This window comes from Bradyrhizobium sp. Rc2d, assembly GCF_900099855.1.
GTDB lineage: Bacteria > Pseudomonadota > Alphaproteobacteria > Rhizobiales > Xanthobacteraceae > Bradyrhizobium.
Window position 1 is genome coordinate 31460 of the sequence record NZ_FNCU01000049.1, and the last position, 21171, is coordinate 52630.

At 64.5% G+C, this 21171-nt stretch carries 19 protein-coding genes and 1 tRNA gene; 15 read left to right on the forward strand and 5 right to left on the reverse strand.

From position 1 onward, the window contains the following. Complete coding sequence (locus BLV07_RS37235) at positions 1-948, reverse strand: aspartate carbamoyltransferase catalytic subunit (protein WP_091895998.1); 948 nt, start codon at positions 946-948, stop codon at positions 1-3. A 254-nt stretch (positions 949-1202) separates the two neighbouring features. On the opposite strand from BLV07_RS37235, the gene BLV07_RS37240 reads away from it, so the two are divergent. From BLV07_RS37240 to BLV07_RS37250, 3 genes are all read left to right on the forward strand, one after another. Further along, complete coding sequence (locus BLV07_RS37240; protein WP_091896001.1) at positions 1203-1922, forward strand: M15 family metallopeptidase; 720 nt, start codon at positions 1203-1205, stop codon at positions 1920-1922. Positions 1923-2111: 189 nt separating this feature from the next. After that, the gene (locus BLV07_RS37245) at positions 2112-3755 is read left to right on the forward strand and encodes an acyl-CoA dehydrogenase family protein (RefSeq protein ID WP_091896004.1); all 1644 of its coding nucleotides are present in this window, start codon (positions 2112-2114) and stop codon (positions 3753-3755) included. Positions 3756-3778: 23 nt separating this feature from the next. Further along, positions 3779-4543, forward strand: a complete 765-nt coding sequence (locus BLV07_RS37250) for a CPBP family intramembrane glutamic endopeptidase (RefSeq protein ID WP_091896006.1) — start codon at positions 3779-3781, stop codon at positions 4541-4543. 130 nt (positions 4544-4673) lie between these two features. Here BLV07_RS37250 and BLV07_RS37255 read toward each other — a convergent pair whose 3' ends face one another. Then, on the reverse strand, positions 4674-5597 hold the full coding sequence (locus BLV07_RS37255; RefSeq protein WP_091896009.1) for an AEC family transporter: 924 nt from the start codon (positions 5595-5597) through the stop codon (positions 4674-4676). Positions 5598-5600: 3 nt separating this feature from the next. Continuing rightward, positions 5601-6092, reverse strand: a complete 492-nt coding sequence (ruvX, locus tag BLV07_RS37260; RefSeq protein ID WP_164934948.1) for a Holliday junction resolvase RuvX — start codon at positions 6090-6092, stop codon at positions 5601-5603. Positions 6093-6138: 46 nt separating this feature from the next. On the opposite strand from ruvX, the gene BLV07_RS37265 reads away from it, so the two are divergent. Next, positions 6139-6351, forward strand: coding sequence for a hypothetical protein (locus BLV07_RS37265; protein ID WP_091896015.1), 213 nt, complete (start codon positions 6139-6141; stop codon positions 6349-6351). Between the two features lie 320 nt (positions 6352-6671). After that, a complete protein-coding gene (locus BLV07_RS37270) occupies positions 6672-8882 on the forward strand; it encodes a DNA/RNA non-specific endonuclease (protein WP_091896018.1) in 2211 nt (736 codons plus the stop codon). Positions 8883-8996: 114 nt separating this feature from the next. Here the strand turns inward: BLV07_RS37270 and BLV07_RS37275 are convergent, their stop codons facing one another. Together BLV07_RS37275 and BLV07_RS37280 are read right to left on the reverse strand one after the other, a co-directional pair. Then, a complete protein-coding gene (locus BLV07_RS37275) occupies positions 8997-9932 on the reverse strand; it encodes a cyclase family protein (protein ID WP_091896021.1) in 936 nt (311 codons plus the stop codon). A 197-nt stretch (positions 9933-10129) separates the two neighbouring features. After that, positions 10130-11020, reverse strand: coding sequence for a LysR family transcriptional regulator (locus BLV07_RS37280; protein WP_091896025.1), 891 nt, complete (start codon positions 11018-11020; stop codon positions 10130-10132). 96 nt (positions 11021-11116) lie between these two features. Here BLV07_RS37280 and BLV07_RS37285 point away from each other — a divergent pair, with 96 nt between their 5' ends. From BLV07_RS37285 to BLV07_RS37345, 10 genes are all read left to right on the forward strand, one after another. After that, positions 11117-12157, forward strand: coding sequence for an NAD(P)H-dependent flavin oxidoreductase (locus tag BLV07_RS37285; protein WP_091896028.1), 1041 nt, complete (start codon positions 11117-11119; stop codon positions 12155-12157). Positions 12158-12270: 113 nt separating this feature from the next. Next, positions 12271-13347 carry an NAD(P)H-dependent flavin oxidoreductase gene (locus tag BLV07_RS37290; RefSeq protein WP_091896031.1) on the forward strand — a complete coding sequence of 359 codons (1077 nt, stop codon included), beginning with the start codon at positions 12271-12273 and terminating at the stop codon, positions 13345-13347. A 77-nt stretch (positions 13348-13424) separates the two neighbouring features. Next, entirely contained in the window at positions 13425-13712 is a 288-nt protein-coding gene (gatC, locus tag BLV07_RS37295) for an Asp-tRNA(Asn)/Glu-tRNA(Gln) amidotransferase subunit GatC (RefSeq protein ID WP_007611211.1), read from the forward strand. Positions 13713-13730: 18 nt separating this feature from the next. Continuing rightward, positions 13731-13943 (forward strand): hypothetical protein, encoded by a 213-nt coding sequence (locus BLV07_RS37300; RefSeq protein ID WP_027547180.1) that lies wholly within the window; start codon positions 13731-13733, stop codon positions 13941-13943. After that, positions 13940-15415 (forward strand): Asp-tRNA(Asn)/Glu-tRNA(Gln) amidotransferase subunit GatA, encoded by a 1476-nt coding sequence (gene gatA / locus BLV07_RS37305; protein ID WP_091896034.1) that lies wholly within the window; start codon positions 13940-13942, stop codon positions 15413-15415. Before BLV07_RS37300 ends, gatA begins: the two co-directional genes overlap by 4 nt. Continuing rightward, positions 15406-15708 (forward strand): hypothetical protein, encoded by a 303-nt coding sequence (locus BLV07_RS37310; RefSeq protein ID WP_091896038.1) that lies wholly within the window; start codon positions 15406-15408, stop codon positions 15706-15708. Before gatA ends, BLV07_RS37310 begins: the two co-directional genes overlap by 10 nt. Further along, positions 15705-17183 (forward strand): Asp-tRNA(Asn)/Glu-tRNA(Gln) amidotransferase subunit GatB, encoded by a 1479-nt coding sequence (gene gatB / locus BLV07_RS37315; RefSeq protein WP_091896041.1) that lies wholly within the window; start codon positions 15705-15707, stop codon positions 17181-17183. The genes BLV07_RS37310 and gatB overlap by 4 nt, the downstream gene beginning before the upstream one ends. 1570 nt (positions 17184-18753) lie before the next feature. Further along, the gene (locus BLV07_RS37330; protein ID WP_014494734.1) at positions 18754-19020 is read left to right on the forward strand and encodes a hypothetical protein; all 267 of its coding nucleotides are present in this window, start codon (positions 18754-18756) and stop codon (positions 19018-19020) included. Positions 19021-19504: 484 nt separating this feature from the next. After that, positions 19505-19598: transfer RNA gene (locus BLV07_RS37340), tRNA-Ser, on the forward strand. 135 nt (positions 19599-19733) lie between these two features. Further along, entirely contained in the window at positions 19734-21098 is a 1365-nt protein-coding gene (locus tag BLV07_RS37345; protein WP_091896050.1) for a tyrosine-type recombinase/integrase, read from the forward strand. The last annotated feature ends 73 nt before the right edge of the window (positions 21099-21171 follow it).

Sequence of the window (21171 nt, forward strand, 5' to 3'; positions counted from 1 at the left end):
TCACGCGTTCGGCAGGTTGCGGGCGAGCGCTTCCAGCACGGCCATGCGCACGGCGACGCCCATCTCGACCTGTTCGCGGATCAGGGACTGGGCGCCATCGGCCACGATCGAGTCGATCTCCACGCCGCGGTTCATCGGGCCGGGATGCATCACGAGTGCGTCCGGCTTGGCGTAGGCGAGCTTCTTCTGGTCGAGCCCGAAATAATAGAAATATTCCGACGATGAGGGCACGAAGGAGCCGTTCATGCGCTCGCGCTGCAGCCGCAGCATCATGACGATGTCGGCGCCTTCGAGGCCCTCGCGCATGTCGCGCGCGACCTCGACGCCCATCCGCTCGATGCCGGGCGGCAACAGCGTGGAGGGACCGACGACGCGGACGCGGGCACCCATGGTGTTGAGCAGGATGATGTTGGAGCGGGCGACGCGCGAATGCAGCACGTCGCCGCAGATCGCGACCACGAGGCCCTCGATCCGACCCTTGTTGCGGCGGATGGTGAGCGCGTCGAGCAGGGCCTGCGTTGGGTGCTCATGCGCGCCGTCGCCGGCATTGATCACGGAACCGTCGACCTTGCGCGCCAGCAGTTCCACCGCGCCGGAGGCGTGATGGCGCACCACCAGGATGTCAGGGTGCATCGCGTTCAGCGTCACCGCGGTGTCGATCAGGGTCTCGCCCTTGCGGATCGAGGACGAGGACACCGACATGTTCATGACGTCGGCGCCAAGCCGCTTGCCGGCGAGCTCGAACGAGGACTGGGTCCGGGTGGAGGCCTCGAAGAAGAGGTTCACCTGCGTCCGTCCCCGCAGGACGGTGCGCTTCTTGTCAACCTGGCGGTTGAGCTCGACATATTCTTCGGACAGGTCGAGGAGGCCGGTGATGTCGGCCGCGGAAAGGCCCTCGATGCCCAGCAAATGCCGGTGGCCGAGGACGAAGGTCGATTTCGATGTCATTAAAAGCAGAGCTATAGGGGGGGACGGCGGGGGGAGCAAGGGGCAAAGGTGAGGAAGTGAGTTATCCCCTGATCTGTCGGTGCGGGCGGCGCGACGTCATCCTCTCCGTCATGCCCGGGCTTGTCCTGGCTTGTGCCGGGCATCCACGTTCTTCTATCGCATTTGACGCAAAAGAACATGGATGGCCGGGACAAGCCCGGCCATGACGGTCCGGAGGCCATAGCGTGAGATCACTTCTGATTGCGATTGTCGTGATGGCTATCGTTTCGCCTGCCCACGCCCAATCGCTGCCCGGCGGCTTCGTGTACCTGCGCGACATCGACCCCAGCATCATCCAGGACATCCGCTACGCCACATCGAACAATTTCGTTGGCCGTCCGCTCGCCGGCTATGGCGCCGGCGACTGCGTGGTGAAGCGGGAAGTAGGGCTGCGGCTGAAGGCAGTTCAGGAGGAACTGGCGGCGCAAAATCTCTCGCTCAAGATGTTCGACTGCTACCGGCCGGCGCGGGCCTCGCTCGACATGGTGAAGTGGTCGCAGAACGGCCACGAGACGGCCGCCGAGCGGCGCTACAATCCCAAAATTCCCAAGACCGAGCTGTTCCGCCTCGGCTACATCGCGAGCCGTTCGCAGCATTCCACCGGGGCGGCACTCGATCTCACTCTGGTCGATCTCAAGGGCGACAATTCCGCCAAATATGATCCGTCAAGGATCTATGCCGACTGCACGGCACCGGCCGAGGCGCGAGCGCCGGAGGGCAGTGTCGACATGGGCACCGGCTATGACTGTACCGACGCGCGGGGCCATACTGCGGCACCATCTATCAACCCGGCCCAGCGCGCCTGGCGCAAGCGGCTGGTGGCTGCGATGGCGAGGCAAGGCTTTGTGAACTATTCGAAGGAGTGGTGGCATTTTTCCCTGCCGGGGGCGGGCGGGGCGGCCTATGATTTCCCGATCCAGCCGCGAACAAGGTAGAGTTCAATTGAGGCGGAAGCAGCCGCGAGCAGGTTTACCTCTCCCAAGGGGAGAGGTCGGCGCGAAGCGCCGGGTGAGGGGATCAGGTCCCTCGTTCGAGCGTAACCCCTCACCCGCGCCTGCGGCGCGACCTCTCCCGTCGGGAGAGGTGGCACCGCCCGCGGCGGGACACTGTCGATCGGAAGCACCATGACCCAGCCGAGCTTTGCGACCCACGAGGTCTTCAACCAGTCGCCGCCGTTCGAGAACGTCGACCTGTTCGCGGTGGATCGGCCGCTGGTCGAGGCGGTCAAGGCCAATGGCGGCGCGGCGGCGGAACGCGAGCTGTCGGAGTTCGGCAAGCACTGGGGTTCGGCCGCGATGGCTGATCGCGGGCGCGTCGCGAACGAGAACACGCCAAAACTGCGCACCTTCGATGCCAAGGGCAATCGTCGCGACCAGGTCGAGTTTCACCCCTCTTATCACGAGCTGATGGCGCACAGCGCGCATGCCGGCGTGCACAATTCGACGTGGACGGCGGACGGGAAGCCCGCGGGCGATGCCGCCGAAGTCATCCGCGCGGCAAAATTCTATATCGCCGCGCAAGTCGAGACCGGCCATCTCTGCCCGATCACCATGACGCGCGCCTCCGTGGCCGCGCTGGCGATGCAGCCGGATCTGCTCGCGCGCGTGATGCCGGTGCTGTCGACGAAAAGCTACGATCCCAGCTTCGCGCCGTGGTGGGAAAAGCGCGGCATGACGCTCGGCATGGGCATGACCGAGAAGCAGGGCGGCACCGACGTGCGCGCCAACATGACGCGCGCGGTGCGCGACGGCGATGCTTACCGCATCACCGGCCACAAATGGTTCATGTCGGCACCGATGTGCGATGCGTTCCTGGTGCTGGCGCAAGCCGACGCTGGGCTGACCTGCTTCTTCATGCCGCGCTTTGCGCCCGATGGGTCGGTGAATGCGATCCAATTCCAGCGGCTGAAGGACAAGCTCGGCAACCGCTCCAACGCCTCCTCCGAAGTCGAGTTCGTCGGCGCCTATGCGCAAGCGGTCGGCGAGGAGGGCAAGGGCATCCGCACCATCATCCAGATGGTGCAGCTGACGCGGCAGGATTGCGCGATCGCCTCCGTCGGCCTGATGCGCTCGGGCCTCGCACATGCGCTGCATCACGCCCGTCACCGTAGCGTGTTCCAGAAGCATCTCGCCGATCAGCCCTTGATGCAGGCGGTGCTGTCGGACATGGCGCTGCATGTCGAGGCGAGCACAGCCCTGGTGATGCGGCTCTGCCGCGCCTTTGACCGCACGCCGTACGATGCGGCGGAGGCCGCTTACATGCGGCTGCTGACGCCGGCGATCAAATACTGGACCTGCAAGAGCGCGCCGCCGTTCCTCTACGAGGCGATGGAGTGCCTCGGCGGCAACGGCTACGTCGAAGACGGCATTTTGGCGCGTCACTACCGCGAGTCTCCCGTCAACGCGATCTGGGAAGGCTCCGGCAACGTCATGTGCCTCGACGTGCTGCGCGCGCTCTCGCGCGAGCCGGAGGCGGCGATGGCTGTGCTGCAAGCGCTGGCGGCCGAGACAAAAGGGCTGCCCGGAGCGGGTGAGGCCGCCGCGTTCATCGGCAAAACCTTCCGCCGCGCCGACGGCGAACGGGTCGCGCGGCTTGCGGTCGAGAGGCTGGCGCTGCTCGCTGCGGCTGCGGCGCTGAACGGCGTGTCACCGCACAATGCCGAACTGTTCGCGAGCACGCGTCTCGCTGCCAATCACGCCAGCATGTACGGTGCCGTGGAGCTCGACAGTGCCGACGTGCGCGCGCTGCTGGAGCGCGCGCTGCCGTGAGTCTCCCAAACGAAAGCCTCTTGATGGACTCCGTTAATCCCGATCATCCGCCATTGAGGGTAACGCCTGCGACACTGCACGTCTGGATGTTCTGGGGCACCGCGCTGTGGGGCCTCCTCATCTTCGTCGCGATGTTCGTTGGGCAGATCGGCGCGATCGTTCTGCTGGTGGCGGAGCGTGGTCTGCCCATGGACCTCGCCTCGCTGCAACTCGTCGGTCGTGAGCCTCAGGCGCTGGCGCTGTCGGTCACCATGGGTCTGCCGGCGACGCTGGCCGCGGTCTGGCTTGCCATTCGTATCAAGAAGGCGTCCTTCGTCGATTACCTCGCGCTGCGTTGGCCGGCCTGGAAGCAACTGGCGTTCGGCGCCGTGGGGCTCATCCTGCTGGTGCTGGTCTGGGAGACGATGTCGCGCGCGCTCGGGCGCGAGGCGACGCCGGGCTTCATGGCCGATCTGTTGAAATCGGGCCGCGACAAGGGCGCCGCAATGGCGCTGCTGTTCGCCTTCAGCGTGGCGGCGCCGATGTCGGAAGAAGTCCTGGCGCGGGGCTTCCTCTATCGCGGCTGGTCGGCAAGCTTCCTGCGGGTGCCTGGCGCGATCCTCCTGTCGTCGCTGGTGTGGACGGTCGTGCACCTGCAATACGACATGTACTTCCTTGCCGAGGTCTTCACCATCGGATTGTGGTTCGGCTACATGCGCTATCGCGCCAATTCGCTCTGGCTCACGACCGTGCTGCATGCGCTCAACAATCTGACCGCGGTGGTGCTGACGATGTGGCTGGGTGTCTGAGGTCTCATACTCCGTCATTGCGAGCGTAGGCGAAGCAATCCAGAATCTTTCCACGGAGACAGTCTGGATTGCTTCGTCGCAAGGGCTCCTCGCAATGACGAGGTGAGGGAGGCGCTTGCAATGACGAGTCTTAGGCCGCCAGCGCGATCGCCATTGGCATCGTGATGGCCGCAAAAATCGTCTGCAGCGTGATGATCTGCGCCAGCAGCGGCGCATCGCCGCCCATCTGGCGGGCCAAGACATAGGCACTGGGCGAGGTCGGCACCGCCGCGCAGATCGCCACGATCGCGAGGCTGTTGCCGGAGAGCCCGAACCAGGCACCGAGCACCAGCGCGAGCGCGGGCATCAGCGCGAGCTTGAAGACGACGCCGATCGCCGCTCCCAGGCTCGGGCGCAAGAGGCCTTCGAGATGCAGGCCGGCGCCGGTGACGAGCAGGCCGATCGCGAGCGAGGAGCGGCTCAGCGCATCCGCCACCTCGTGCCAGAGCTTCGGCAGCGGCATGTGCGTCAGGTTGACGACAAGGCCGATCACGCAGGCCCAGATCAGGGGATTGCGGATCACCGTCATGACGATGGCGCGTGCGGACTGCTTTTCAGGCGCGGCGTAATGGGCGAGCACCACGACGCTGAGCACGTTGACCAGGGGAATGATCGCGACCATCGCCACGGAGGCGAGCGCCAGCCCGACGTCGCCGAACAGGTTGGCGGCGACCGACAGCCCGACGAAGGTCTGCCAGCGCGTTGCGCCCTGAAAGATCGAGGTGAAGGCGGGCCCGTCGATGCCGAGCCGCGAGAGAGCGGGGCGCAGCGCGAGGCACAGCAGCGACATCGCGAGCGCCGACAGCAGCAGCGCGCCGCCGACGCCGGCGACCGGTACCTTGGAGAGGTCGGCCTTCACCAGCGTCTGGATCAGCAGCATCGGAAACAGCACGAAATAAGTCAGCCGCTCCAGCCCGTGCCACTGCGTGTCGAGCCGCATCAGGCTGCGCTTCAGCACGACGCCGAGCACGATGAGGACGAAGACCGGCAGCAGCGCCGCGATGACGACGGCCATGGATCAGTCGATCCCCGGGCTAGCGCGAAGATTGGCGAGGCGGTCGAGCGCGCCTTGCAGGATGAAGATCGCCGCGTGCTCGTCGATCACCTCGGCGCGCTTGGCGCGGCTGACATCCATGCCGATCAGCTCGCGCTCTACCGCCGCGGTCGAGAGCCGCTCGTCCCAGAGCCCGATGGGGAGCGCGGTCAGGCCGGCGAGATTGCGGGCGAAGGCGCGGGTCGACTGCGCGCGCGGGCCCTCGCTGCCGTCCATGTTGATGGGCAGGCCGAGCACGAAACCGGTCGCCTTGCGCTCGGCCGCGATTGCGAGCAGCCGGGCGGCATCCTGCTTGAATGCCTTGCGCTGGATCGTCTCGACGCCGGTCGCTAGCCGCCGGTCGGGATCGGACACGGCAACGCCGATGGTCTTGGTACCGAGGTCGAGCCCGATCAGCGCGCCGCGTGCGGGCCAGTGGGTTGCAGCATCGACGAGTGGCAGGATAAGAGCCGGCATGGCCTTAGCGCATATCACGCGTCGCGCTGCGGAGTGAACCCTGGACATGGAAGCACTGACACTATTCGGCCTGTTTGCCGTGACGGCGATGCTGGTCTGCTATGCACTGGAAGACCGCAGCCATTGGTTCGTGTTGCTGTTCGCGGCGTCCTGCGCACTCGGCTCGGCCTACGGCTTCCTGCAGGGCGCCTGGCCGTTCGGCCTGGTCGAGGCGATCTGGGCTCTGGTGGCGCTGCGGCGGTGGCACCGGAGGGGCTAGCGACGGAAGCTCGTCTTTTGGACCGATCTCAAAGACGAGCTTTTCGAAACCGTGATGCACACATGCGAGAACATCGATCATTTGTTGCGTAGTTCACACAAGCAAAGCGCTCCCCATGACATGATGCCGCGCGCGCGGCAGCCGGCATCAATTGACGCGTTGGTTGTGACGCGATAGGATTATGATGCTAAAGTAGTAGGGGACCCAACCCCGATTTGAACAATCATTGGTAGTGAACGGCAGATCAGGCCGCACTGCAGCCTTGGCGCAATTTTCAGCGTCCGCACGTCGATATTCATCCGAATTTTCGAGAGGTCATCATGTTCATCAAGCCAAGCCTGATCGCGGGCTCAGAAAGGCGATTCAAGCAAGCCGAGTTTTCACCGGAAGCCTTGAACCGGAAACTGGGCGACGGCCCGATCGAGATGACGGTCGAGAAGAAGCGCCTGCGCCAGCGCCAGCTTTTCGCCGAGACACGGGACGTGCAGGCGGCCGAGATCGGCCTCGAGCGGATCATCCAGGGCAACGATCTCGACAGCATCAACTACCTCGCCAAGGGTACGGCGGCCTCGCGCCCGGTCTGTCGCATCCAGCTCAGGGATATGAGGTCAAATCTGCTCGGCTATGGCTCGGGCTTTCTGATCGGGCCGGGCCTGCTGCTCACGAACCATCATGTCTTCGGCAGGCCGTCCGATGCAGCCAATTCGATCGCCGATTTCAACTACGAACTGGACATTTCGGGACAAGAGCGCGTGCCGGTCAGATTCGGATTCGAGCCGGGCAAATTCTTCTACACCAACGACAGGCTTGATTTCTCGATCGTCGCGGTGGCGCCGACGTCGGTGTCAGGCGACGAACACCTCGAGGATTGGGGATGGTTGCCGCTCAGTGGCGCGCCCGGCAAGGCGGACCCTGGCGAGTACCTCACCATCGTCCAGCATCCCAGCGGGCAGATGAAGCAGGTCTGCGTTCGCGAGAACAAGCTGCTCAAATATGTCGGTGACTTTCTCTGGTACAACACCGATACCACGGCCGGCTCGTCGGGCTCGCCGGCGTTCAACCGCTTCTGGCAGGTGGTCGCGCTGCACCACAGCGGCGTGCCGAGAAAGGATACGCGGGGCCGCACGCTGACCAAGGATGGCAGAGTGTGGGATGCCTCGATGGACGAAACCTCGATCGACTGGATCGCCAACGAGGGCATCCGGATCAGCGCGATCGTCGCCGATCTCAAGGTTTCCGTGGGCTCCCATCCTCTGATCAAGCCGGTGCTCGACGAGGAGGAGCCGCCGACCCGGCAGGAGGTCGCGAAAGTCCCGCGTCCGGCCGCCGTAGCTCCCTTCGGAGCGAGTGTCTGGGTCGAGCAGTCTGTCGACGGAAGCTCGCTGGTGGTCCCGATCCGCGTGCCATTGCCAATGTTCAGGAAGGACATTGCTCCGCCGGCGCCCGTTCCGAACCTTGGGGGCAATGGCGGAGCGCCGAACGGCGGCATGCAGAACGGCGGCAAGCCCCTGATTGTCCCGCCGGTCGGCCTGTTGCCTCACATCAGCGCGAAGAACGGCCTGCCCATGGAGGCGGTGCACATCGATCAGAGCACGCTGAAATCGCGGCCCGGCTACAAGGCGAATTTTCTCGGCAGCGGCAAATTTTCCGTCCCCTTGCCGAAGATACCCGCCGCCCTCAAATCCCGGGTTGCGATGTTGAAGGGCAGCTCCAAGCAGTCCGAGCTGAAATATTTCAACTATAGCGTCGTCATGAACAAGGCGCGCAGGCTCGCCTTCTTCAGCTGCGTCAATATCGACGGCGGCGAGCAGCAGGACGTCGGCAAGCGCGAAGGCGATTCCTGGCTGCGCGATCCACGCATCGATGACGAGGCCCAGATCGGCGACGAATTCTACCGCAAGCAGGCCACCTTCGAGGCCGACCGCAGCAAGAATCCGTTTGATCGCGGTCATCTCGTGCGTCGGCTGGATGCGACCTGGGGCGACACCGTCGCAGCGGCCAAGCAGCATGGCGACGATTCCTTCCATTTCACCAATTGCTCGCCGCAATTCTTCGCGTTCAACCAGGGCAAGCAGCTCTGGGCCGGACTGGAGGATTATACGCGCGATGTCCTGCTCGAAGGCGAGGAGAAGGGCATCGTGATGAACGGTCCGGTCTTCGACGGACCGGATGCCGACGGATCGGATTTGCCCAATCCGGCCGGCAAGTCGCACAAGGATCCGAGCTTCGGGGGCGTTCAAATTCCGAAATACTTCTGGAAAATCCTGATCCGACGCGACGACGATGGTCTCAAGGCGGCGGCATTCCTGATGAGCCAGCGAAAGCAGGTCATGGAGATCGATCGAATCCAGGAGGCGGATCTGCTCGAGCGGATGTCCGAAGAGGATGTCAGCGTCTTCCAGGTCTCGATCGCAGACCTGACGAAATTGACCAAGCTCGACTTCGGCAATCTCGTCGACGCGGATTCGCACGAGGCGACCTCGGTCGGCCCGCGCCGGATCGAGTCCTATGAGGACATTCGACTCAAATAGTGCTTCGGTTCGCCGAGCCGCGAGACCGACGCGGCGTTCGGGTGAGGGCAGCGCTGCGCTCCGCAGAGACACCGCATGATCCTCACCCGACTTTCCTTCGGGCCCGTGTGGACGTCAGCGGATCGCGATCGGGTTGATCATCGCCTGCACGCCGCCGGTCCAGCGCGGCTGGCCGAGCACGAACAGAAATTCATAGCCCTTGTCCCGTGCGAGCGCGGCGGTGTCCATGTTCTCGAGGATGTAGGTCCCGTTCATCGCGAGCAGGATCTGGTGCACCTCGAACACGTTCTTGGATTCGAACGGCAGCACCTCGAGCGCCCAGGTATCGGCGCCGATCGCGACGACGCCCTTGCCGGTCAGGTACTTCGCACCCTCGACGCCGAGGCCGGGCTCGCCCGCCGAATAGCGCTTGTCATCTTTGCCGATCAGGCTGAGCCAGCCGGTGTGGAAGATGACGACGTCGCCCTGGCGGATCTCGACGCCCTGCTTCTTGGCGGCTTCCTCGATCTCCTTGACGTTGAAGGCGGTGCCTTCCTTGACCACGTCGGTGTTGAAATAGGCGGCCATGTCGAGCAGCACACCGCGCGTGACCATCGGCGGTACCTTCTCGATGCCGAGCTTCTTCAGCCCGTTGGGATCGGCGAAATCGGCGAGCTTGTTGCCGTTGTAATAGACGTGCTCGACGCCGAGATGGCCGAGCCCGTCGAGCTGGCTGCCGATGCCGACCCAGGTGTCGAGGATATCGTCGTTATAGGTCGCTTTGTTGGGGCCGAGACCCGGGCTGCCGGCCTGTCCGGGCTGCACGATGGTCAGCTTGAACGCACGCGGCGGATAGGCTGGTGTCTGCGGCGTGACGGGAATGCCGAGGGCATAGGTCTTTCCGGTCTTCACCAGCGACGCGGCTTTCACCACGAGCTCGGGTGTCATGTAGTTGGCGGCGCCGATCTCGTCGTTCGGCCCCCATTTCGATTTGGTCCAGTCCTGTGCGCTTGCAGTTCCTGATATCGCCGACAACGCAGCGACACAGCACAACACGAGCGTATTGCGCATCGATAGTCCTCCCGATGTTTTGGCTTCGTTATGGTTTCGCGCCGGCCAGTCATTCATCCTAACGTAGAAGGAGAGCGGCCTTCAAAGTTTTTCCCACGCGCAACGCTGCGACGGCTGAACGCAACGCAACGTGGATTGATTCAAGCGCGACAGATTTGTGACAGTGAATTTCGCGCGGTGGAACGGATTGCGTCGCGTCAGGCCGCGATGACGTCGTCATCTTTCGTTAGACACGCGGCAAAGCCATTGAGCGCGCTGGTTTGATGGCCGGCGCAGCGCTGGATGAAGAGGGTCTCGACGCGCGCGTGCGAGGCGCTCAACGTGTGGATCGATACATTGCCGTTCATTGCACTGCATTCGACCACCGCGCGCGGCAGCAGCGTCACGCCCATGTCGGCGGCGACGCAGCCGATCATGCCATCGAGCGTGCCGAGCTCGAAGCGCGCGGCCGAAGGCCAGCCGAACTCGACGAACACTTGCTCGAGCCGCTGACGGTAGGTGCAGCCGGTGCGGAACACCAGCGCGGTCGGGCCGGATTCCGGTGTGCCGGCGCGCAGCTCGGCCAGCGAAGCCCAGCGCCGCGCGCTGACCAGCACCAGCTCTTCGCGGAAGGCGCTCGTCGCGATGAGATCGGCATGCGCGATGGGACCCGCGACGAAGGCGCCGTCGAGCGTGCCGTCGAGCACAGCGGCGACGAGGTCGGCGGTCGGGGCGGTGCGCAAGGAAAGTCGCACGGCGGGGAAACGGCGATGGAAGTCCGCCAGCAGCGGTGGCAGCCGCACGGCCGCCGTCGTCTCCATCGATCCGATCGCGAGCGGTCCCTTCGGCTCGCCATCGTCACGCGCGGCGAGCAAGGCTTCGCGCGACATCGCCGCCATTTTTTGCGCGTAGGGCAGGAGGCGCTTGCCGGCGCCGGTCAGCGTCATGCCGCGGCTGTGACGTTCGAACAGCGCCGTGCCGATCTCCGCTTCCAGCGCCTTCACGCGCTGGGTGACGTTGGACTGCACCGTATTGAGCTCTTCCGCGGCCCGGGTGATGCCGCCGGTGCGGGCGACGGCGGCAAAGGTCTGGAGATCGCTGAGTTCCATGGCGTCGTTCCGCTTTTGAGATGGTAGCGTTCTCTAGAATTCAATTTTAGAGAATGCTATTCGCGCCTAGTGTTCTTGTCCAGAGTGGGAGGACGCATGCCGATCGCGACGCCGCTGACAGAGCTTCTTGGGATCAAGCATCCCATCCTGTTGGCGCCCATGGACACCATCGCCGGCAGCCGGCTGACCCGTGCCGTCAGCGGTGCCGGCGGATTCGGAATCCTGGGTGGTGGCTACGGCGAGCGGGCCCGGCTGGAGGCCGAGACCAAGGAGCTGAAGGGCTTTGCGCCGTTCGGTATCGGCTTCATCACCTGGAGCCTGGCAAAACAGCCCGAACTGCTCGACATCGCACTCGACGCTCGCCCGCAGGCCATCATGCTGTCATTCGGTGATCCCGCGCCGTTCGCGCCGCGCATCAAGGCGGGCGGCGCGCGATTGATCTGCCAAGTGCAGAGCGAGGACATGGCGAAGCAGGCGCTCGATGCCGGCGCGCAGATCCTGGTCGCACAAGGCACCGAAGCTGGCGGCCATGGCGCATCACGCACCACGATCGACATTGTGCCTGCGATCGTCGATCTCGCGGCAGGGCGCGTGCCTGTCGTCGCGGCCGGCGGGATCGCCGATGGCCGGGGCCTCGCCGCAATGATGATGCTCGGGGCGTCCGGCGTGCTGATCGGCACGCGGTTCTATGCCAGCGTGGAGGCCAATGGTGCGGAGGAGGCGAAGCAGCGCATTCGCGCGGCTAATGGCAATGACACCGTGCGCGGTGTCGTGTTCGATTGGTCGCGAAATCTGTTCTGGCCGGCGCCGTTCACCGCGCGCTCGCTGGTCAATGATCACATCAAGCGCTGGACTGGCCGCGAGATCGAGCTGATGCAGCGCGCAAGCGAGGTCGCTGTGGAGTATGCTGCGGCGAAGGCCGCGGGCAATTTCGAGATTGCTGCGGTTTTTGCCGGCGAGGCGGTCGGCCTGATCCATGACATTCCGTCCGCGGCGGAGATCGTCGAACGCATTGCGGCTGAAGCCGAGCAGCTTCTGGAGGGGCGGAGAAACTCGGCCGGAGGTGTTCTTCCTTCTCCCCTTGTGGGAGAAGGTGGCGCGCAGCGCCGGATGAGGGGTTCTATCCGCGGAGAATGAAGTCAAATCCGAGAGGTCTGCTTCCGCGGATGCAAACCCCTCACCCGTCTCGCCGCTATCGCGGCGATCCACCCTCTCCCGCAAGGGGAGAGGGGCAAAGTGAGAGAACACCCATGTGGCCTGACCGTCGACTAATCGATCTCTTCAAGACCGAATTCCCGATCGTGCTGGCGCCGATGGCGGGCGTGATGGATGCGGAGCTGGTGATTGCGGCCGCGCAGGGCGGGGCGCTGGGATCGCTGCCCTGCGCGATGATCTCGGCGGAGAAGGCGCGCGAGCAGGTGGGTCTCATCCGCCAGCGCGTGAAGGCGCCGGTCAACATGAACTTCTTCTGCCACACGCCTGTCGAACTCACGGCCGAGGCTGAGGCGCGCTGGAAGCAGCGACTGGCGGGCTATTACACCGAGCATGGCCTCGATCCCGCCGCGCCGATCGCTGCGGCGAACCGTGCGCCGTTCGATGCGGCCTTCTGTGAGGTCGTCGAGGAGCTGAAGCCGGAAGTCGTCAGCTTTCACTTCGGCTTGCCGGAGCAAACTCTGCTCAAGCGCGTCAAGGCAGCCGGCTGCCTCGTGATCTCGTCCGCCACTACGGTGAAGGAAGCGGTCTGGCTCGAGCAGCGCGGCGTCGATGCCATCATCGCGCAGGGCGCGGAGGCGGGCGGTCATCGCGGCATGTTCCTGACCGACAAGATCGCCGAGCAGCCCGGCACGTTCGCGCTGGTGCCGCAGGTCGTCGACGCCGTGAAGGTGCCGGTGATCGCATGCGGCGGCATCGCGGACGGGCGCGGCATTGCCGCGGCCTTTGCGCTCGGTGCATCCGGTGTGCAGATCGGCAGTGCCTATCTGCGCTGTCCGGAATCCAAGGTCACGGCCGGAGGCCGCAAGGCGCTCGCCGAGGCGGGCGACGAGTCCACCGTCGTCACCAATGTCATGACCGGCCGTCCGGCGCGCGGTGTCCAGAACCGCCTGATGCGCGAGGCGGGCCCGGTCTCGCCGGATGCGCCTCCTTTTCCCCATGCCGCGACCGCGCTGGGGCCGCTGAAGGCGGCTGCCGAAAAGCAGGGCAGGGTGGATTTCACCAATCTCTGGGCCGGCCAGGCCGTAGCCCTCGGCCGCGAGGTCCCGGCGGCCGAATTGACCCGGGATCTGGCGAAATCGGCGCTGGCCCGCATGAAAGCGCTTGCTGGCTAGGCGGGAAGCGCCGGTTGCGGCGCAAAAGCGGCCTCTGCTATACGGCGGTTAGGTTTTGCCGTGAGAGGCCTTATATAATGTCCGTCGACGCCGCTACCGTCCGCCGCATCGCGCATCTGGCGCGCATTGCGGTTTCCGAGGGCGAGGTTCCGCATCTGCAGGGCGAGCTCAACGCCATGCTCGCCTTTGTCGAGCAGCTCTCGGAGGTCAATGTCGAGGGCGTGGAGCCGATGACCTCGGTCACCCCGATGCAGATGAAGAAGCGGCAAGACGTGGTCAATGACGGCGAGATCGCCGACGATATCGTTGCGAACGCGCCCGCGACCGAAGGACACTTCTTCCTGGTGCCCAAGGTCGTCGAATAACTTTTAGGACGCCGTCCGATGTGCCTGTTATGCGACGATGAGAAGGCCTATCAGGCCTATATGAACTATCTCGACAAGATGGAGCGGCAGGGCAAGGCTGCCGATCCCAATGTCGCCGTCAATGCCGTGCTCGACGAGATCGAGGCCGCCGCGAAAGCCGCCGCCAAAAAAGACGACCCGGCCAACGACAAGACCCTGTCTCCGTTCTTCTGCAGCCCGATCAATAAATGACCGATTTGACATCGCTGACGCTCGCCGAGGCCCGCAAGGGCCTCGCGGCCAAGACCTTCACGTCGCTCGAGCTGACCGACGCGCATCTTTCCGCGATCGAAGCCGCGCGCGTGCTCAATGCCTTCGTCATGGAGACGCCGGACCAGGCGCGCAGCATGGCGCGCGAGGCGGACGCCAGGATCGCCAAGGGCGACGCCGGTCCGCTCGCGGGCATCCCGCTCGGCATCAAGGACCTGTTCGCGACCAGGGGCGTGCGCACCACGGCCTGCTCGAAGATCCTCGGCAATTTCGTGCCGACCTATGAGTCCACCGTGACCTCGCAGCTGTGGCGCGACGGCGCGGTAATGCTCGGCAAGCTCAACAATGACGAGTTCGCGATGGGCTCGTCGAACGAGACCTCGTGCTTCGGCCCGGTCGGCAATCCCTGGCGGCGCGACGGCTCGAACACGACGCTGGTGCCGGGCGGCTCGTCCGGTGGTTCTGCCTCGGCCGTGGCGGCGCTGCTCTGCATGGGCGCGACTGCGACCGACACCGGCGGCTCGATCCGCCAGCCGGCGGCGTTCACCGCGACCGTCGGCATCAAACCGACCTATGGCCGCTGCTCGCGCTGGGGCATCGTCGCCTTTGCCTCCTCGCTCGACCAAGCCGGTCCGATCGCGCGCAGCGTGCGCGATAGCGCGATGCTGCTGCGCTCGATGGCGGGTCACGATCCCAAGGACACGACCTCGGTCGACATCCCGGTGCCGGATTACGAGGCCGCGATCGGCAAGTCCGTTAAGGGCATGAAGATCGGCATCCCCCGGGAGTATCGCCTCGATGGCATGCCGGCGGAGATCGAAAAACTTTGGGAAGCGGGCGCGGCCTGGCTCAGGAGCGCCGGCGTAGAGCTCGTCGAGGTGTCGCTGCCGCACACCAAGTACGCGCTACCGGCCTATTACATCGTGGCGCCGGCAGAGGCCTCCTCCAACCTCGCGCGCTATGACGGTGTCCGCTACGGCCTGCGCGAGCCGGCTAAGAACATCATCGAGCTCTACGAAAACACCCGCGCCGAAGGTTTTGGCGCAGAGGTGAAGCGCCGCGTCATGATCGGCACCTATGTGCTCTCGGCCGGCTATTACGACGCGTACTATTTGCGCGCCCAGAAGGTGCGCACGCTGATCAAGAAGGATTTTGAGGACTGCTTCGCCAAGGGCGTGGATGCCATCCTGACGCCGGCGACGCCGTCGGCGGCCTTCGGCATCGGCGAGAAGGGCGGCGCCGATCCCGTCGAGATGTACCTCAACGACATCTTCACGGTGACCGTGAACATGGCGGGCCTGCCCGGCATCGCCGTGCCCGCCGGCAAGGACGCGCAGGGCCTTCCGCTCGGCTTGCAACTGATCGGCCGTCCCTTCGACGAGGAGACGCTGTTCTCGCTCGGCGAGGTGATCGAGCAGGCCGCCGGCCGCTTCACGCCCGCGAGGTGGTGGTGAATGTCGCGGCGTTCATCGCGAGCCTCGACGGCGCGGCGCCTGCGCCGGAATTGAACGCGCCGCTCGCCGGACTCTGGTGGGCGGCCAAAGGCGACTGGGACCGCGCGCACAAGATCGTCCAGGACGAGAGCAGCCGTGAGGCGGCTTGGGTGCACGCCTACCTGCACCGCGTCGAAGGCGATCTCGGCAATGCCGGCTATTGGTACCGCCAGGCCGGCCAGCCCACAGCAAAGGATTCATTGGAAGCAGAGTGGCAGCGCATCGCGGCCACGCTGCTCGGGAGCAAGACATGAGCACGGCCACGCACAAGCTTCTCAAGGGCGCCACCGGCGATTGGGAGATGGTCATCGGCATGGAGATCCATGCGCAGGTGACCTCGAACTCGAAACTTTTCTCGGCCGCCTCGACCGCATTCGGCGGCGAGCCGAACAGCCACGTGTCGCTCGTCGACGCCGCGATGCCCGGCATGCTGCCCGTCATCAACGAGGAATGCGTCAGACAGGCTGTCCGGACCGGTCTCGGCCTCAACGCGAAGATCAATCTGCGCTCGGTGTTCGACCGCAAGAACTATTTCTATCCGGACTCGCCGCAGGGCTACCAGATCAGCCAGTACAAGTCGCCGGTCGTCGGTGAGGGCGAGGTGCTGGTCGAGCTCGACGGCGGCGGCAGCGTCACCGTCGGCATCGAGCGGCTGCATCTGGAGCAGGACGCCGGCAAGTTGCTGCACGACCGGTCGCCGACCATGTCCAATGTCGACCTCAACCGCTGCGGCGTGGCGCTGATGGAGATCGTCTCCAAGCCCGACATCCGCGATGCCGAGCAGGCCAAGGCCTATGTGACCAAGCTGCGCTCGATCCTGCGCTATCTCGGCACCTGCGACGGCGACATGGAGAAGGGAAGCTTGCGCGCCGACGTGAACGTCTCCGTGCGCAAGCCCGGCGGTCCGCTCGGCACCCGCTGCGAGATCAAGAACATGAACTCGATCAACTTCATCGGCCAGGCGATCGAGTACGAGGCGCGGCGTCAGATCGAAATTCTGGAGGATGGCGGGGCGATCGACCAGGAAACGCGGCTCTATGACCCCAACAAGGGCGAGACGCGCTCGATGCGGTCCAAGGAAGAGGCGCACGACTATCGCTACTTCCCCGATCCCGACCTCTTGCCGCTGGAGTTCAGCCAAGAATTCGTCGACGATCTGAAGGCTGAGCTCCCCGAGCTGCCGGATCAGAAGAAGACGCGCTTCGTCGCCGACTTCGGCCTGTCGGCCTATGATGCAAGCGTGCTGGTCGCCGAGCGCGAGAGCGCAGTGTTCTACGAGACGGTGCTCGACAAGCTCGCGAGCCGCGCGCGCGACGGCAAGATGGCGGCGAACTGGGTGATCAACGAGCTGTTTGGCCGTCTCAACAAGGAAGGCCGGGGTATTACGGACTCTCCCGTCAACGCCGAGCAGCTCTCAGGGATCATCGACCTGATCGGCGAGGGCACGATCTCAGGCAAGATCGCCAAGGATCTGTTCGAGATCGTCTGGCAGGAGGGCGGCGATCCCCGCGCGCTGGTGGAAAGCCGCGGCATGAAGCAGGTCACCGACCTCTCGGCGATCGAAAAGGTTGTCGACGACATCATCGCGGCCAATCCCGACAAGGCCGCGCAGGTCAAGGACAAGCCGCAGTCGCTCGGCTGGTTCGTCGGCCAGGTGATGAAGGCGTCCGGCGGCAAGGCCAACCCGCAGAGCGTCAACGAGCTGCTCAAGTCCAAGCTCGGCGTCTAGCCTCGCGCGTTCGAACGAGGTGACGGACACGCTTCGTCACCTCGCTTTCCGCTCTTGGTGCGGCGCTCGCGCGCATCCTCGGCGGCAAACTTCATCCCGATCGACGGTGATGCGGCGGCCGAATCGCCGGTACGCGATTCGCGCAAAACGGCGGCTTGCACACGCTCAGGCGAGCGTTCGCGCCGTTAAGCATGAAAATTTTTTCGTTGCCAAAAGTCGCGACTCAGAGTCCGCGAAACGCCTTCGCGAGGTGATCGCGCGACTCGCGACGCTCATCATCGCGTCACTCATGCGCGAAGCATGCGCGCGGAAAAATACTTGCTGCATAGTGTTTTTCTGCAATCGCATCCGTCGCAAACGCCGACGATGCGCCCACTCTCTGCGATCGCAAGCCCACGCGATGCAGTGCGCTTGCGTCGCGCTCGCCAAGCGCACGCGCGTTGCGCCGTCAACACTTCTTTAAGCGAGACGCTGTTTTTTTCTTCGTGTTGGTGTATTCGGGATGAAGTGCATTCGATCCCCGAGTGCACGCAGCGATTAAAGCCATCTCACACATCGGAGGGCAACATGGCCAAGAAAGCGAAGAAGGCGAAGAAGGCGAAGAGCGCAGTGAAGAAGACTGCGAAGAAGACCCGCAAGGTCGCGAAGAAGAAGAAGTAACTTCGCTTCTGAAGTTGCCGGCTCCAGATAGCCGGCACGTCATCAGCGCCTCCTAAAGGTTCTGGTCGACGATAGAGGGTGTCGGCGAGACATCAGGTCAACGGTCGGATCGTTCTCTTTCGCGGTCCGGCAGAAGAAACGAGTTTTCTTCGTTCGGTGCGGTTCTCCTCAAGGGGCTCCGCAATTTCACAAGCGGCCTTCGGGCCAACGTGGAATCTGGTCCTGACGTGTTCGCCGACGCCCTCGTTCTCTTGAAGCCGGGGCATTGCCGGCATTCCTTTCCCGACATTGCTGATCTGACCGCGACGCGGCCGCGCGCCTTGCTCGCACTGCCTTGGGGCAGGCAAGGGCTGCGGCCTGATTGCACGCTGTTCGCACGCCGCTTCTTCGTTCGCGGCGTCATCGCCCGGCTCCGACCGGGCGATCCAGTATTCCGGGATGGCAATGGTCGAGTAGATCCGCCGCGGCGTCCTGCATTCCCCGCCGGAGCCTGTCATCGGGCTCGCCGGAGGCGAGACCCGGTGGCGGGGAGATGACAGGGCGGGCGCGGCCACGACAGCGATCCGCTCCTACAAATCGTAACCGCAGGACATCCGCAACCGCGCGCGATGGTTATCGTTCTCCCAAGATCCCAGGGTAAACCGAATCTGACGAATTGCAGAAGTACCTGCAAGTCAGGGACTTTTTGAATTCCCTGCGCAGGCACCGCGCGCTCGCGTTTACGTCTGCTTCATCGCGATACTTAAACTGCCATTCAAATTTGCCCGCCATCATCGCCTCCAACAAGCCGGCAAACGGCAATGGGGATGAGTTGAACAGTGCACGATCCCGGGAAGGGTCATGCACATCAGAGTTGGACGGGAGCCGCGCTCGGGGGAACGAGACGGCATAAGAAAAAAGGGGATGCGACATGTTTCAGGGTACTTTCGATCTGGAGACCGCGACGCCGATCGACGCGAGCGCGCTCTCGGATGTGCTGTTCGAGCGCGGCATCTATTGGGCGAGTGGCCGCTCCGGCCTCGTCGATCTCGTTGCCGCGCATAAATGGTTCAACCTCGCCGCGCTGAAGGGCCGCAAGGACGCCGTCGCGCTGCGCCAGGAAGTCGCCGGGCAGATGTCGGACGCCGAGATCTCGGCCGCGCAGCGCGAGGCGAGGGCGTGGGTCTCCGCCCACTGAACTGAGAATCGCATCCGCATCCGTGTTTCCACGGGTGAGCTCGGTTGCGCTGGATCAAATTCCCTCGTCGTGCGGTCCCCTAGATCCGCACGGTATGAGCGACCCGACCAGAATGGGCCAAACAATGGCCGATGGCTTCCGATTCAGATCGCGCCCGACGACTGCGATCTGGAACTCGGACGGTTCCACAAGACGGGCATTTTGCCCTGGACTTTTCCATGCCGGCGCAGGTCCGGCGTCTGGTTCAACGTCTGGGCGGGCGAGGCGGTGCTGATATCGCCCTCGCACTGGCGGATCTGGCGATCCAGCCGCTAGACGCGCGCGCACATATATAAGGTCAATGCGAATCGCAGGAACTCGCCGCGAGGATCCATTCGCGAGGCTTGCGTCGCCGGCCGCTCGTCAGCTTTCAGGTGAAAAGAACCCGCCGCCCTCAATTCTGCCGCTTGCGGCCCGCCGCGGTGTCGGGCATACCCGGCGTATTGGAGACGTGGCCGAGTGGCTGAAGGCGGCGGTTTGCTAAACCGTTATAGGCTTGTAAAGGCCTATCGAGGGTTCGAATCCCTCCGTCTCCGCCAGTACATAATTCGCCCCCGTTCGCTGGCCTCCGTAAACCCCCTGTAGATACAGCACTTTTCCCGCGCAGTCATCCTTGCGCGTTCGCCGCCATTCGCCTAAATTCGCGGTTCCGGTGTGGGTACAGGAGGGGGTAAATGGCAGGCGGAAAGCTTTCAGCTCTTGAAGTGACCAAGGCGAAAGAGCCCGGGATGTACGGCGACGGCGGCGGGCTCTATCTGCAGGTCAAAGGCGACGGCAAAGAGCGGATCTCCAAGTCGTGGATCTTCCGGTATCGGTTCCAGGGCCACACCAGCCGCCTGGGGAAGCCGCTGGCGCGCGAGATGGGGCTGGGATCGTTCGAGACCTGGACGCTTGGCGAGGCGCGTGAGCGCGCCCGCCAGCAGCGCCAGCTGCTCGACGAGGGAAAGGACCCCATCGAGGTCCGCAAGCTCCAGGACCAAGCCAGCGCCCTGGAGAAGGCGAAGACGACCACCTTCCAGGAATGCGCCAAAGCCTACATCAAGGCCCACCGGTCAGGCTGGAAGAACGCTAAGCATGCCGAGCAGTGGTCAGCCACTCTTGAGACCTGGGCCTATCCGATCATCGGCAAGCTGCCCGTCGGCGGTATCACTACCGACCTGGTGCTCAAGGTGCTCGAGCAGCCGGTGGGCGAGGGGGAGGAGGCCCCAACGTTCTGGACCGCGCGCACGGAGACCGCCAGCCGCGTCCGCGGCCGCATCGAGAACGTGCTGGACTGGGCCAAGGCCAAGAAGCTGCGCGACGGCGACAACCCGGCGCGGTGGAAGGGGCTTCTGGACAAGCTGCTGCCGGCCAAGTCGCGCGTCTCGCCGACGGTGCCCCATCCGGCGCTACCATATCGGCAGTTGCCCGAGTTCATGGCTGAGCTCCGCCAACGCAACGGCATCGCCGCGCGCGCGCTGGAGTTCATGATCCTCACCGCCGCCCGCACCCACAACGTCGTCGATGGCAGGCGTTCGCACGTCGACGGCACTGACCGGACCTGGACCATCCCGGCGCCCGAGATGAAGGGCAAGAAGGGGCAGCGCAAGCGGGACCACGTCGTGCCGCTCTCAGACGAGGCGTGGGCGGTCCTGGAGCGGCTGCCAGGCGAAGGGAATCTCTTCCCCGGCGACGAGCCAGGCGAGCCCCTCAGCACCGCTGCAATGGGCGCTGTGATCGATCGCATGAACGAGGCTCGGGAGGCGGCTGGGCGGCCGCGCTGGATTGACCCCAAGCTGGACCGGGACGCCGTGCCGCACGGCTTCCGGTCGACCTTCAAGGACTGGTGCACGGAGCAGACCGGCTACCCCAACGAAATGTCCGAGATGGCGCTGGCGCACACCGTGCCCGACAAGGTGGAGGCGGCATACCGCCGCGGCGACATGCGGGAGAAGCGCCGTCGGATGATGGCTGACTGGGCGGCCTACTGTGCCAGCCCGCCGGCCGAGAAGAAGGACAACGTAGTGGCGATGCGCTTTCAAGAACTCTCGTCGGCTTAAATCGCCACTGTCAATCTACGTCCGAAACGACTTGCGCCAGCGGTTGGAACCTCTTAACGAGATTGCAGCTAAT

Bases quoted from the DNA above. Each gene is read 5' to 3' on its own strand.
- BLV07_RS37245 (WP_091896004.1), top strand. From the start codon at position 2,112: ATGACCCAGCCGAGCTTTGCGACCCACGAGGTCTTCAACCAGTCGCCG.
- ruvX (WP_164934948.1), bottom strand. From the start codon at position 6,092: ATGCCGGCTCTTATCCTGCCACTCGTCGATGCTGCAACCCACTGGCCC.
- BLV07_RS37300 (WP_027547180.1), top strand. From the start codon at position 13,731: ATGTGCCTGTTATGCGACGATGAGAAGGCCTATCAGGCCTATATGAAC.
- BLV07_RS37235 (WP_091895998.1), bottom strand. From the start codon at position 948: ATGACATCGAAATCGACCTTCGTCCTCGGCCACCGGCATTTGCTGGGC.
- gatB (WP_091896041.1), top strand. From the start codon at position 15,705: ATGAGCACGGCCACGCACAAGCTTCTCAAGGGCGCCACCGGCGATTGG.
- BLV07_RS37240 (WP_091896001.1), top strand. From the start codon at position 1,203: ATGGCTATCGTTTCGCCTGCCCACGCCCAATCGCTGCCCGGCGGCTTC.
- gatA (WP_091896034.1), top strand. From the start codon at position 13,940: ATGACCGATTTGACATCGCTGACGCTCGCCGAGGCCCGCAAGGGCCTC.
- BLV07_RS37250 (WP_091896006.1), top strand. From the start codon at position 3,779: ATGGACTCCGTTAATCCCGATCATCCGCCATTGAGGGTAACGCCTGCG.
- BLV07_RS37275 (WP_091896021.1), bottom strand. From the start codon at position 9,932: ATGCGCAATACGCTCGTGTTGTGCTGTGTCGCTGCGTTGTCGGCGATA.
- BLV07_RS37255 (WP_091896009.1), bottom strand. From the start codon at position 5,597: ATGGCCGTCGTCATCGCGGCGCTGCTGCCGGTCTTCGTCCTCATCGTG.
- BLV07_RS37285 (WP_091896028.1), top strand. From the start codon at position 11,117: ATGCCGATCGCGACGCCGCTGACAGAGCTTCTTGGGATCAAGCATCCC.
- BLV07_RS37345 (WP_091896050.1), top strand. From the start codon at position 19,734: ATGGCAGGCGGAAAGCTTTCAGCTCTTGAAGTGACCAAGGCGAAAGAG.
- BLV07_RS37265 (WP_091896015.1), top strand. From the start codon at position 6,139: ATGGAAGCACTGACACTATTCGGCCTGTTTGCCGTGACGGCGATGCTG.
- BLV07_RS37290 (WP_091896031.1), top strand. From the start codon at position 12,271: ATGTGGCCTGACCGTCGACTAATCGATCTCTTCAAGACCGAATTCCCG.
- BLV07_RS37280 (WP_091896025.1), bottom strand. From the start codon at position 11,020: ATGGAACTCAGCGATCTCCAGACCTTTGCCGCCGTCGCCCGCACCGGC.
- BLV07_RS37270 (WP_091896018.1), top strand. From the start codon at position 6,672: ATGTTCATCAAGCCAAGCCTGATCGCGGGCTCAGAAAGGCGATTCAAG.
- gatC (WP_007611211.1), top strand. From the start codon at position 13,425: ATGTCCGTCGACGCCGCTACCGTCCGCCGCATCGCGCATCTGGCGCGC.
- BLV07_RS37330 (WP_014494734.1), top strand. From the start codon at position 18,754: ATGTTTCAGGGTACTTTCGATCTGGAGACCGCGACGCCGATCGACGCG.